Source organism: Micromonospora ferruginea, from assembly GCF_013694245.2.
GTDB lineage: Bacteria > Actinomycetota > Actinomycetes > Mycobacteriales > Micromonosporaceae > Micromonospora > Micromonospora robiginosa.
Genome location: NZ_CP059322.2, coordinates 4,196,593 through 4,208,684, shown reverse-complemented (window position 1 = coordinate 4,208,684; position 12,092 = coordinate 4,196,593). Strand labels below are relative to the sequence as shown.

The window sequence follows — 12,092 nt, the reverse complement described above, 5'->3', positions numbered from 1 at the left end:
ACGTTCCGTCCCGTTGTCGGTGAGCGCCGCTAGCTCAACTGGCAGAGCAGCGGACTCTTAATCCGCGGGTTCGGGGTTCGAGTCCCTGGCGGCGCACCAACGATCAAGGCCTTGACCTGGTGGTTCTCACTGGGCCGGGGCCTTTTTCGCGTCTCCGTCCGGGTGTCGGTCGCTCGATGGGTGCTCGGGAGCCGATGGACCGGCGTGGCGTCAGTTGGACGCTGCCGGGGTGCTTCGGGACACCGGTCGGTGGCTGCCGGTGTGGCCGGCCGGGTAGCCGGGGTGGGGCTGTCGGTGGTGCTCGGATCGGCTTCGTGTCCGAAGGGTGGGCTGCCCTCGGGGGGAGTGCGTTTGCCGGTTCTGAGTCTTTAGTCATTGGCGCTTCGGTTGATTTGTTGAACAGTGATCATGGAAAACGTCTCACAAACCCCGTTTTGAGGGTGCGGGAGTTCCCGCCGCACCACCGGGGGCGCCGGGATGGCGTGGCATCAATGGGTTGGAGACCATCGATGGGTGGCTGGTGATGGTGAGCTGACTCCTCGGCGGTGGCGGATCCTGTCGTTTCTGGCATTGCACGGCTCCGCTACTACGAGCGATATCGCGGTGGTGGCGGGGGTGCCGCGGTTGACGGCGCACCGGGACCTCACCTGGCTGCACATTGCTGGGCTGGTGGGCCGGGAGCGTTCGGCGGAGGACCGGGCGCATGCCTGGTGGTATCGGATCACGGGGGAGGGCACCGAGCTGCTTGGCCGTGACCTCATCTCGTCGGGACGGCCGGTGCCGTTGCATCTGGGCCAGCGGCATTGGCGTGGGGCGCACTACCTGCTGTTTCTACCGCTGTTGGAGGCATCACGACAAGACCCGGGCCGGTGTGGGTTGTTCCAGTGGCTGACGACATTGGACACGTCGGTGTGGCTGCGTGAGCGGGGCCTGGCGCATCTACGCGCTGACGGATACGGCGTGTGGCTGGAGGACGGCCGCTGTGTGCGGTTCCTGGTACACGTCGACGCCGGGCCGGTCGGTGGTGCCATTGCCGAACGCGAGCGGGCGACTGCCGGTCTCGACGCTGTTCTGGCCGGCTACCGGCGTAGCGACCCGGTCGTGCCGGTAGGTGTGGTGCTGGTCATTGCCCGGGACGAGGCCCGGGAGGTCAACCTGCTGGATGATCTGGTGAGCCGGCCGCTGCGGGCGCCAATCGCGGTCACTACCGTCGAACTGCTGCAACGGTGTTGGCCGCACGAGCAGGTGTGGAGGATGCCGGCGGTTGGTACCGACCGTCACCGGTTGATCGACCTTCCACTTCCGCCGGGGCTATCCCGATGACGCTGGCTGAGCCGCTACCGGTTGGAGCGGGCATGGCTGGGCTAAGCTCTGCGCCGCGACAGATCCTTCTTCGAAGTGGGGCGGGTCAACGGACAACGCAGGTGCAGAGGACGTGGAGACGGCGCTGTCAGGCATCGACAGCCGGGGTAACCTCATCAGAGATCACGTCCTGCAGGGGTTCGCCATTATGCCCGACTTGGACAAGGACGTCCGGCTGGCAGTGCTCAAGAAGCTTCCCGAGCTTCAGAAGATCCTTGGCAGTGCCGTGACCACTGTGCGGAAGATGCACGAGGTCACCCTCGCGTCCAACGACAAGAGCCAGGAGAGCGACTACCAGGGGCGGCGGGAGGCTAGGGCGTCGATCATCGGTCAGCTCGAGCGTGACGACCTGGACGCGCAGACCCGCATGCATTTGAACGACCGGCTTGTACAGCTTAGCGACAAGGACGCGGAGAAAGACTCCGAGAACAAGCGTTACCTCGACCGGTGGATGACCAAGGCGACGATCGGTGTGACCGCCGCCGTGGTGCTTACTGGTGTAGCCATTGGCGGCAAAGTAGGATTTCAAGGCGGTCCGCCCCGTATTTGATACTTTTCGGGGGCTGGGCCTCGGATCGGTGACTCATCGTACGTTCACGCTCCGACTCGGTACTTCACACTGTCGTCTGTAGGCCGTGCGGGAGCGGATAGGGGCAAGCGGTGCGTGAGATCGTGCGCAGGTCGGTGCGGGCCATCCTTCTTGACGAAGAAGGTCGTTTGGTGCTGATCAAGCGGGTCAAGCCCGGCCAGGCGCCGTACTGGACGACGCCGGGGGGTGGCCTGGAGTCGACGGATGTCTCCCTGGAGGCCGCACTCCGCCGCGAGTTGCACGAGGAGCTCGGCGCTGAGGCGGATCAGTTTGCCCAGGTGTTCCTGTTCACCGCTCCCGCCGGCGAGGGCGTGTCCGTCCAGCACTTCTTCGCCTGCCGGCTGCTCCAGATGCAGGAGGACGCCCGCACCGGGCCCGAGTTCGCTGATCCCTCGCGTGGCGATTACCAGCTCGACAGGGTGACGATCGACAAGCTGCCTGCCGTGGATCTCAAGCCTGATGCACTGAAGGAGTTCATCGCGGCCAACGAGGAGGCGCTGCTCTCGCTGTAGAGCAAGCTGGCCACAGCATCGCTGGGGCGAGTTCGAAGTCCCGAGCTGATCGGAAGATTTCTTGCGGGCTTCGGGCGCCGTCCAGGGTGGCGGCCACGGCGCCGATGAAGACTCGGTGCGACACGATCAGCACTTCGCCCTCCTGGGCGGCTTCGTGGGCGCGCGATACGGCTTCCGTCGCTCGCTGCCGTAACGCGGTCAGGCTCTCCCCACCGGTCAGAGCCGAATCTGGATCACGAAGGCGCTCGCTCTGCCACTCCCGGTACTCGCTCGGATAATCGTCGGGACTCAGGCCGAGCACGCAGTGGGGGGCGCGCCATTCGGCGTAGAGCTGATCTGGCGGTGCGATCGGTGCGCCAAGGATCTCGGCCAGGATGCGAGCACTTGTCGTTGCCCGTGGGAGCGGGCTGGTGAGGATCACGTGCGGCTTGGAGTCTCCCCGGAGCAGTCGACGGGCTGTGCTGACGACTTCGGCGATCCCCCGCGTTGTCAGCGGCGTTTCCGGTCGGGCGTGGGCATGGGGGCGGCAGAGCCCGTCGAGGCAGGTGCCGTGGCGCATCCAGAGAACGCCGTCGCTCACGACAGGTGCCAGCCGCCGTCGACGTTGAGCGCCTGGCCAGTAATGAACCCGGTGGCGGGGGAGAGCAGGAACGCGACGGCGGCGGCCACATCGGTGGGTTGGCCGCGACGCTTGATGCACTGCCGGTCGAGTTGGCGTCGCACCATGGCGGCGTGGTCGTTGACGACGGCGTGCTCGGCGGGGACTTCGATCGAGCCTGGGCGCACCGTGTTGATGGTGATGTTGTACGGGCCGAGTTCGCGGGCCAGCGCGCGGACGAGGCCTTCGAGCCCGTTCTTCGCTGCGATGTAGCCGGTCAACTCGACGCGGCCGAGTTGGGTCAAGACCGAGGAGACGGCCACGATCCGGCCGCTGCCGTTCGCGATCATGGTGGGCGTGACGGCGCGGATGCATGCGGCGTGGGTGACCAGGTTGAGTTCGAGTTGACTGCGGAATGCGTTCAGGTCCAGCTCGTGCCAGGGGATTCGGGGATAGGCGCCGGCATTGCTCACCAGGGCAACGAGTCTGTCGGCGGTGGTGTCTACCGCTGATTGGAACGCCTCCTGAGTGGCGGGCAGGGTCAGATCGCCGAGGACGGTGCTGGCGTGCGCCCCGCGCTGCCGGACTACCTCGATCACCTCCCCAAGGGCCTCATCTTCCCCGAGGTGTGTGAGGACGAGGTCGAAATCAAGGGCGAGACGAGCGGCGATCGCGGCCCCGATGCCGCTACCAGCCCCGGTCACGATCGCTACCTCACGATTCATGCATCGTCTCCTCTGGTGTGGCGACGAGTCCCAGCAGTTGGGTCAAGTCAGCTTCAGGTGCGTACAGGTCGGCGAGTAGGCCGATCGACAGAGCGGCGTCCGCCGACTCCATCTGCTGCAGCGGATAGACGGCCAGCAGGCGCATGGCGAGGTACGGCCGAAGCCACGCCAGTAGGTCCGCGCCAATGCTGCTGGCGAGTGGTTGGGCGAGCTCAGCGAGGTAGCGGGTGATGGTGTGTTGGCGCGGCGCCGACGGCCGGTGCTGGTAGTCGATTGTGATCGTCCGGCTCGTCGGTCTGGCCAGCCGTAGCTGGGGTTTGACCGCATCGGCGAGTGCCCGCTGGTGGTCGGTGAAGGCTCCGGGGTTGTAGCGCGGCACGAGCCATGCGGCGTGTAGCCGCTGGCACCAGAGGAAGCAGGCGATCTCCCCGGCGAGGGCGTTGAGGCCGGCGGTGTCGTAGTCGAACCAGACGGCTCGGTTCTCGCCGTCAAGACCGATGTTGAAGTCGGTGGGGTCGCCCTGGGTCATCGCCGCCCATACCTGCTGGTCCGGGTGCAGGGCGGTACGAAGATCGGTGACCAGCGCGTCGAAGTCGAGTCGTCGTGGCTGTCCGTTGATGACGAGGGTCGCCTCGCGAAGGTCCCCGCATCGGATGCCGGACCCGGCAGGCATCGTCAGCAGCGTCGGGTTGTGGGCGTAGTACCGGTCGAGCCGACCGCCAGGCTGGGCGCGGTCGCGATACAGCTTGCCGATGGTCTGGGAGGCGGGCAGCTGACGCATCGTCGCGCTGATGACGTGCCGGTAGTGGCCGATGATGGCGTCGAGACCGCGGTCGAGATGGGTGCGGGCGCCGATGCCGTCGGCCGTGATGGCATCGAGTAGCAGGCCGGTGTCGGACTGGTCGGGCTGGTGGCGGTCGTACACGGTCACAGACCAGCGGCCGATGCGGCGATGCACATGTAGGGCGGGGACCGGGTAAAGGCTGCGTATTCGCTCGTACCCGACGATCTCGGCGGCAGACTCGGAGCGGTTAGGGTTGATCTTGACGAACAGTCGGCGTGAGCCGATGTCGAGATGGAGGGTGTGGTTCGCGGTGAACCGCCGGTGGCGGGCGATGCGGATCATGAGTCCCACCAGCCAGCGCACTCTCCGGCGAACCGGGCGATGAGCTCGGCCGGCACGGCTCGCAGGTCACTGGCACTGGACCAGATGGTGTCGTCGTAGCCGTCCCGAACCGGGCAGGCGTCGGCGATCGACATGAGCTGCGAGAACGGCGTGGCTACCGCGTGGTGACGGGTCGAGCCGGTGATCCACTTGGTATGAGCGTGCCGCCCGTACAGGCCGACGACGGTTGGCCCGGTGCCGTCCGGTCTTGTGGTGAGGGCGGCGAGGTGGGTCAGGCCGGTGTCGTTGCCGACGACCAGTTCGGCGGTAGCGAACAGGTCGAGGCATTCCACGGCCGTTGGGCCATGGAGTACCTCGATCTGCGCGACGGGCGGCGGCGCCACTCGATCCGGCGCGGTGATCAGGCTGAAGCGCCACGGTGCGTCAGGCCGTTGAGCAGTGAGACATCGTGCGATTGCCTCGAAGTTCTCGATGCCGTAGTCCTTGCGCTCTGGCCGGCTGGTGGTGGACACGAAGACCACGTGGTAGGGCGTATGGGTGGGCACGATGGTGCGGAACCGCGGGCACGGGTCGCTGGCAGCATTCAGCCGTACCCCGAGGGTTTGCTCGACGTCGAGGTAGTAGCGCATCGGTAGCGCGGCGTGGACCTGAAGGACGTTGGCGTCGACAATGTCGAGCCTCGTCGGCGGGACCTCCGGAACGGCGGCGAAGGTGCGGGGTGTCGAGCTCACGGTACCGATCGAGTGATGGCCGCTCGCAGAGGTGATGCTGAGCGGCAGGGCGCATCGGGCGAGTAGATCCGCCCGGGGCCCGACGTAGGCCGGCTGGGGGAACTGGTTGCGGGTGGCCTCGTGAAGCCCTTGGGCCATGGCAAGACCCAGCAGCACGTCGCCAAGCCCGCGTGTTCCGAGGTCGAGGTGCCAGCCGCTTTCGCGCACCAAACGGAGCGCTGCCTGCGGTGGTGGCGGTGCACCCGCTGCGCGTCGGTATGGCAGGAGCTGGCCAAGCGGTGCCCGCTCACGCCGGACGATCGTCGGCCCTCCCCGCCAACAGATCGGGCTGTCGGCGGTTCTCAGAGCGCGGTTAGGACGCACAGCGGGACCTCGTGTTGTTCGAGAAGCTTCCGTCCGCCTCCGGTCGTGTCCTCGACCAGGCAGAGCACGCCTGTGACGTCCGCTCCAGCGTCGCGGAGCGCGGTGACGAGGTTGGTGAGGGTGAGGCCAGTCGTGATCTCGTCGTCCACGATGAGAACGCGCTGACCCTTGAAGCGGCCGTAGGCGAAAACCTCAAGTCGGCGCGCGTGGGGCTCGTGGAAGACGAGCTTCTCCGGCAGGTCGAGGTTGACCTTCCAGGCGATGCGGTAATGACTGCCGCTCGCCCAGGCGACCGCGAGCGTGGGGATGATGCCGCCAGCGTCCAGGCCGAGCAGTACGTCGTGCGGCCGGTAGGCGGGATGCTGGCGCCAGCGACGCCAGAGGTGGTCGCCGGCGGCCATCACCTGCTCGGGCGCGGTATCACTGCGCACGCCGTCGAGTTCGTGAACGATCCTGATCGGGCGGGTCGTGTCTCCGACGCCGAGGCGGGTTACTCGCCCGGCGGTGAGTACCTCACGTGCGGTGGCCGTCATTGTCGTCCGTCGTCCTTCCAGAGCCGGGTTTGTGTGGGGGTGGCGCGGCCGAGCGCCTCGTCGTAGGCCAGCAGGTCACTGGCGGCGCAGCGGATTCGTTCGGTGAGTTGGTCGTCCGATCGCCAGCCGGCGCGGCTTGCCTCAGCGACCGATGGCAGGTCGACGTGGGCGGCAGGATGTCGGCCGGCGAAGACCTGACGGACATCGTCGCTGTCGTCCAGGTCGATGCCGTCCGCTCGGAGCATGATCTTCATGGTGAGAACGACGTGCTTGTAGAGCGCTCTGACGTCGGCATCGGGTCGGGCCGCCAGCCGCCGCAGCGTCATGACGACGAGCGGCAGGTCACCGCGAGCAGCGCGCTCGTCGGCATCCCGATCGAGGACGTGAAGTACGAGACCGGGCCGGTGATACAGCAGTCCCCGGCCGTCGTGCGCGATCTGCCGCAGTGCGTAGAGCAACCGTGGCGGCAGCCTGCCGGTGCGTGTCTCGTCGGTGGTAAAAGCCGACAGCGCTACCTTCGCTCCGTCCGGGCCGGTTCGAGGGAGCGATCGACTGGCGAGCCAACGCACCGGGAGGGTGTCCCGGACGACGAGGACATCCACGTCGCTCCAGCCAGGCTGCCAGTCCCCGTACGCCAGGCTTCCGGTGACCGCCACCAGTGCCGTCTCATCGTCGACCAGTTCGGCCGTGTAGGCGGCGAGGAAGTTTTGCAGTGCGGATGGCACTGGGGTCTCACGTCGGGGCGGGTGTCGGTCGCCGGAGGCGCGGTGAACCAGCTCAGCGACCGCTCGTTTCAGGCCAAGGAGGCTGCCCGTGTTGTCGATGACCGTGTCGGCGATCGTGGCGATGCGTTCGGCACCCCGGCTTCGCTTCGTCAGGTCCCGTGACGCCATCGAATCGGGTGATTCGTCGGTGCGGCCCAGGCGCACGGCTGGCGATGCGTCGAGGTAAACGATCTCGCAGCGATCTCCCCAGATCTGCCTTACGTGCCTGGTTGCCTCGAAGCGATGCGCGCTTTCGATGCTGATCCGTTGGGAGCCGGCATTGAGCGCGGCGAAGCGGAGGATCTCCTCGGACAGCATCCGTGCCTCGGTCAGCTCATCCCATGCCTGGTAGGGGTCGGTCACGCCGACCCGATCGGCCGCGAGGCGGAGCAGGTACCCGATCTTCAGCCGTGTGACGGCGTGGTCGGTACGGAGTAACTCCCCGACGGTGCTCTTACCGCTCTCGGACATTCCGGCGAGGACCCAGAGCCGGTGCACGCGGTCGGGGGGCAGGAGGGTGATGGGCGCGCCGAGTTCGGCGACGGCCTCGCGGACCTCACGCTGCACCGCGAGCAGCGGCCGATCCCCACGCACGATCACCCTGTGGTAATCCCCCCTCTGCAGCTGGAGCTCGATGGCTTCGGCCAGGTGGCGCTGGTAGGCGGCGTACCGGCCGGATGCGGGAGCCCCGTCCCGGGCCAGTGACTGCTGAGCCTCTACAGAAGGGTCAAGATCGTGCCGTATCAGTATGTGCAGTTCTCGCCTGTCAATGGGGAAGTAGCGGCGCGCTCGGTCTTCTACCTTGGCGAGCGCCTCACCGATCGGCGTTCCGTCCTTCACCGCCGCCGTTGCCGCGCAGGTGGCGACGAGCATCGGGCGACCCCTGTCCTCGAGCGCGAACCGGCCGCCTCCCTGGCATCGAGCGGCGTAGGACCGGAAAACAAGATCGACGTGCTCGTCGGTGGTGCTGTCGACGAACCACCATCGGCTGAAGTCGTCCCGCGACACCTCTGCCCATCGCGGGTCCCACCGATCGATGGTTCCGGTCACCGTGGCCCCCGGCATGGCTGACGCCAGCCAATGTGCGTTCGTGGACTTGCCGACGTTGTCCGCGCCGTTGAGAGTCACCGCGAGGTTCATCGGCGCTCGCCGTAGTTCTTGAGGGCGCGCCAGCGAGGGATCCGTCGGCGGCCCTCACGCACGTCCTGAACGAGATCGTCGTACGCGCGCGCCAGCTCCTGGAACTGCCGGGCAGCCGAGCCGGCCGGGGTGTCGCCCGAATCTCCCCGCTCGTGGTCGGTGAGGTGTTGGCAACGCACCCAGGCAATGGCCAGCCGGTCGACCACCGAGCCGATCGTCTCGGTGTGGAGCGGGCCGGTGCCGAGATCACGCAGAACGCGGTCGACCCACGTGTCTATTTCCGTTACCAGGTCCACCCGGACGCGGTTCAGTAGGTCAATGGACCGCTTCGCGGCGGCGACGACATGATCATCCGCGCGCGGGTCGCGAGAGATCAGCTCGGCGGACCATTGATCGTCGTGGTGCGCGGCCAATCGTCTGGACGCTCGTAGGGGAACCTGCCAGACGGACATCAAGGATGCGGAGCTGTCTTGGAATGAGTCGACGATCAACCCAGCGGTCGGCAGAAGATCCGGCCCGCCGACCTGGCGTTGAGGGTTGGTCGGGTGTGGCGCAGCATCAAGGGGCACGATGAAGCCTCCAAACAGCTTGTCCGACATGCTGTGCAGTGCTCGGGCATAGCGGCGTTGTCGTCACGCCGACCACCACGAGCCCGGCACTTCGATCCGCCGAGCACCGCACAGCTCAGGGCGGGATGCGCCGGGCGTACGTCGGGGCAGCCGCAGCGACAGGTAGAAAGCGTTCGCAGCGCGCTCGTGCTCGGGACACGGACCCGGTATGTCGCACGCGAGGCATCTCCCGTCGGCACAGGACACGACATGGTGTGCCAGAACGACCTGCGCCTCCTCGATCTGCTCGCCGCCGAGATACGTAGCCATGAGTCACCACCCGCATCCGTCTGGCCAGAAGCGCGTAGACGACATGGGCACCGACGAAGCCGACCTCGCGGGTGCCAGCATCTGCGCCATCACCGACGGCCGTCGATGCGAGCCGGCTGTGGCAGCACGCACTGCCACACGAAGGTCAGCAGAGGAGAGTCGCCTTGGAAGACCCTCTGCCGGCCGGTGGCCGGCATGCCGGGCTGGGCCGCCCGACTGAATGCACCCGTTGCCCCGGCGGAGGCGTGCAGAGAGAAATACACGGTCATGACGTCACCGTCTGACGGGTTGCGTCCGACTCCCGCGGATGGGGCCTGTCATGGCGGGCCCGCCGAGGTGCCGGCGGGCCCGCCGTGGTGAGGCGGCGGCTGGGAGCACCCCGCCGGTCACCCGCCCGCGCAGCCCCGATGGCGGTACGCGGGCGAGGAATCAACCTCACGACTGCACCTCTGGCCGCCGCCACAACAAGCGGCGCCTGCTTGTTGATCGTCTTGTCCGATTTCTTCACCGTGAATCCCCTGGCGTCGATGACATTGGGTTGGTGAGCTGGAGCCGCCCAGCAGCGTCCGTCGATGCTCGTCAACAGCGAACCGCCCAGCGAGCCCGGTCGGTACCGTCCACGACCCGTCCGCTCGCAACCAGGTAGTGACGGCCCGTAGCGGAGATGGCTAACGTGACCGTCGTCGACAGAGGACGTACGGAGGTGCTGGCATGGCCGGACGGCGCTACCCCGCCAATCGGCGGCTAGCGTGGGACAGGCTCCAGCGGGGCTGGTCCTACGAGGAGGTCGCCGAGCGCATCCGCACCGAGATGAGCCAGGCCGGCGAGACCGATACCGGGCTGAACGCCAACACGGTGCGGCGGTGGGAAACCGGTGAGCGGTGGCCTGATCCGCGCTACCGCAAGCACCTCGTGGCCATCTTCGACAAGCCGGCGAGCCAGCTCGGTCTTCTCACCCCGGACGAGCTGGCGATGCGTCCGCAGGCGGAAACACTGCACGAGTTCAGGAGGTTGTGGGAAATGATCACCGGAGGCGACGAAACCGGCTGGGACCGGGCAACCGTTCTGCGAGCGTTGTTCGGCGCCAGCATGCTTCCCCTGGTGGCGCCCCTGCTGTCCCTCGATCCGCAGGTTGCGCATGCCCAGACCAAGGCCATAGATCCAGACGCGTACGCCGAGATCGTGCGGTGCCAGCGCACGCTGTACTGGACCAGCCCCGCCCGGCCGCTCTACGAGGCCGCGTACGCCCACACCCAGCTCGGCAGCGGACTCGTCCGCGCGGCAACCGGCGCCAGCCGGGCGACCCTCGCCGGCGCCCTCGCCGAATCGGCACTGCTCACCGCACGACTGGCGTTCTTCGATCTCAACCAGCCCGCCGTCGCGCAACGCTGCTACGACGTCGCCCTCGCCGCCACCCGGGAGGCCGGGGACCATGCCCTGGCCGCCGCGGTCCTCGGCCACATGGCCTTTATCCCGGCCTTCGGACATGATTCGGCCGCAGCCCGGTCGCTGATCGACGCGGCGCTTCAACACACCTGGCACGGCGTCAGCCCCGCCGTTCGCTCCTGGCTGCACTGCGTGGCCTCGGAAGTCGAGGCCCGCGCGGGTGGGGGAGCGGCGAGTCGGCACCAGATCGACCTCGCTGCCGCCGCGCTCGAAGCGCGTCCTGAAGCGCCCGCTTGGTTCGACTACTACGACACCGGCCGGCTGCACTCCTTTGCTGGCTATGCGGTTCTCGCCGCTGGCGACCATGCCGAGGCCGCCCGTCACCTGGCCGAGTCCCTGGCTGGCTTGACCGCGACCGGCGCCAAGCAGCGCAGCGTCGTCCTCGCCGACCTGGCCTCGGCGCACAGCAGCGACGGCGACCACGCCGCCGACTACCTCAACCAGGCCCTGGACGCCCTGAACACCGACTGGTACGGCACCGGGCTGGAGCGGGTCAGAGCGGTCCGGCAGGTACTCGGTGACAGCCGGGCAGGCCACCAGCTCGACGACCGCATCGCCGCCCTCGCGACCAGCCGGGCCGCTCTTCCGGGGAGCTAAGCCGCCGGCTCGTTGTGCCGGCGTACCAGCTCGGGCAGCTCCGCCAGCGAGTCGAGGTGGAAGAGGCAGTGGTCGCTGACGGTCTTGTCGTCGAGGATGTATCCCCATGGCCCGCGTCGTACCAGGGCCGTCGCGAGTCCGGCGGCCTGAGCGGGGCGGATGTCGTTGTCCAGGCGGTCCCCGACGTACAGGACCTGGTCGGCGGGGCAGCCGGCCTCCGCGACGACGCGGTCGAAGAACGCGGCCGACGGTTTCTCGACGTTCCAGCCGTCGGAGGTGCCGATCACATCGACGGGCAGGTCCAGGGCGCGCAGGATGGTCTCGGCTCGGGCGGTCTGGTTGCCGGCCAGGCCGACCTGCACACCCAACTCCCGTAGGGCCGCCAGGCAGGGCCGGGCGTCCGGGTAGAGGTTCTCCTCGGAGAAGTGTTCCGGCTGCCCGGCGTCGGTCCGGCGTTGCCGCTCCTCGGCCAGGTCGAACCCGGGCCGGAACACCTGGAACGTCTCGCGGTAGTCCAGGCCGCGGGCGATGACGGCACCGAAGACAGCCGAGAAGGTGTGCCGGGGGACGCCGAGCCAATCGGCCCAGGTGCCGTACTCCCGGGACTCGTCGACGATCGTCTCGCCCACGTCGAAGAACACGCTCGAGATCATCCTGGGATTGTGCCTCTCGGGCCCAAACGGATCAACGTGGCGCCGCAGGCGGGGCCGTCGTGGGTTGTGGTGCCG

The 12,092-nt window shown here is 67.7% G+C and carries 13 protein-coding genes and 1 tRNA gene; 5 read left to right on the top strand and 9 right to left on the bottom strand.

Annotated features, from left to right (window positions below; all coding sequences use genetic code 11):
- Positions 1-23: 23 nt before the first annotated feature.
- The 4 genes from H1D33_RS18180 to H1D33_RS18165 all read left to right on the top strand — a co-directional run bounded on the left by H1D33_RS18180 (position 24) and on the right by H1D33_RS18165 (position 2,463).
- Positions 24-99 (top strand) — tRNA-Lys (locus tag H1D33_RS18180).
- A 414-nt stretch (positions 100-513) separates the two neighbouring features.
- Complete coding sequence (locus H1D33_RS18175; RefSeq protein ID WP_246412031.1) at positions 514-1,323, top strand: MarR family transcriptional regulator; 810 nt, start codon at positions 514-516, stop codon at positions 1,321-1,323.
- A gap of 112 nt (positions 1,324-1,435) precedes the next feature.
- Positions 1,436-1,912, top strand: a complete 477-nt coding sequence (locus H1D33_RS18170) for a hypothetical protein (protein WP_181572007.1) — start codon at positions 1,436-1,438, stop codon at positions 1,910-1,912.
- A 110-nt stretch (positions 1,913-2,022) separates the two neighbouring features.
- On the top strand, positions 2,023-2,463 hold the full coding sequence (locus H1D33_RS18165) for an NUDIX hydrolase (RefSeq protein ID WP_181572008.1): 441 nt from the start codon (positions 2,023-2,025) through the stop codon (positions 2,461-2,463).
- Here the strand turns inward: H1D33_RS18165 and H1D33_RS30325 are convergent.
- The 8 genes from H1D33_RS30325 to amcA all read right to left on the bottom strand — a co-directional run bounded on the left by H1D33_RS30325 (position 2,426) and on the right by amcA (position 9,590).
- Complete coding sequence (locus H1D33_RS30325) at positions 2,426-3,022, bottom strand: histidine phosphatase family protein (protein ID WP_414685547.1); 597 nt, start codon at positions 3,020-3,022, stop codon at positions 2,426-2,428. The genes H1D33_RS18165 and H1D33_RS30325 overlap by 38 nt on opposite strands.
- 17 nt (positions 3,023-3,039) lie before the next feature.
- Positions 3,040-3,786 carry an SDR family NAD(P)-dependent oxidoreductase gene (locus H1D33_RS18160; RefSeq protein WP_181572010.1) on the bottom strand — a complete coding sequence of 249 codons (747 nt, stop codon included), beginning with the start codon at positions 3,784-3,786 and terminating at the stop codon, positions 3,040-3,042.
- Positions 3,776-4,912: a hypothetical protein gene (locus tag H1D33_RS18155; protein WP_181572011.1), complete on the bottom strand. Its 1,137-nt coding sequence runs from the start codon at positions 4,910-4,912 to the stop codon at positions 3,776-3,778. The genes H1D33_RS18160 and H1D33_RS18155 overlap by 11 nt, the downstream gene beginning before the upstream one ends.
- Complete coding sequence (locus H1D33_RS18150) at positions 4,909-5,850, bottom strand: glycosyltransferase family 9 protein (RefSeq protein ID WP_246412033.1); 942 nt, start codon at positions 5,848-5,850, stop codon at positions 4,909-4,911. The genes H1D33_RS18155 and H1D33_RS18150 overlap by 4 nt, the downstream gene beginning before the upstream one ends.
- A 134-nt stretch (positions 5,851-5,984) precedes the next feature.
- Entirely contained in the window at positions 5,985-6,539 is a 555-nt protein-coding gene (locus H1D33_RS18145) for a phosphoribosyltransferase (protein WP_181572012.1), read from the bottom strand.
- Positions 6,536-8,443, bottom strand: coding sequence for a nucleotidyltransferase domain-containing protein (locus H1D33_RS18140; protein WP_181572013.1), 1,908 nt, complete (start codon positions 8,441-8,443; stop codon positions 6,536-6,538). Before H1D33_RS18140 ends, H1D33_RS18145 begins: the two co-directional genes overlap by 4 nt.
- Positions 8,440-9,042 (bottom strand): DUF4254 domain-containing protein, encoded by a 603-nt coding sequence (locus tag H1D33_RS18135; RefSeq protein ID WP_181572014.1) that lies wholly within the window; start codon positions 9,040-9,042, stop codon positions 8,440-8,442. The genes H1D33_RS18140 and H1D33_RS18135 overlap by 4 nt, the downstream gene beginning before the upstream one ends.
- Positions 9,043-9,410: 368 nt before the next feature.
- Positions 9,411-9,590, bottom strand: a complete 180-nt coding sequence (gene amcA, locus H1D33_RS18130; protein ID WP_307755208.1) for a multiple cyclophane-containing RiPP AmcA — start codon at positions 9,588-9,590, stop codon at positions 9,411-9,413.
- Between the two features lie 442 nt (positions 9,591-10,032).
- Here amcA and H1D33_RS18125 point away from each other — a divergent pair, with 442 nt between their 5' ends.
- On the top strand, positions 10,033-11,364 hold the full coding sequence (locus tag H1D33_RS18125) for a helix-turn-helix domain-containing protein (RefSeq protein WP_181572015.1): 1,332 nt from the start codon (positions 10,033-10,035) through the stop codon (positions 11,362-11,364).
- On the opposite strand, the gene H1D33_RS18120 is transcribed toward H1D33_RS18125, so the two are convergent.
- Positions 11,361-12,017 (bottom strand): HAD family hydrolase, encoded by a 657-nt coding sequence (locus H1D33_RS18120; RefSeq protein ID WP_181572016.1) that lies wholly within the window; start codon positions 12,015-12,017, stop codon positions 11,361-11,363. The genes H1D33_RS18125 and H1D33_RS18120 overlap by 4 nt on opposite strands.
- Positions 12,018-12,092 lie beyond the last annotated feature (75 nt).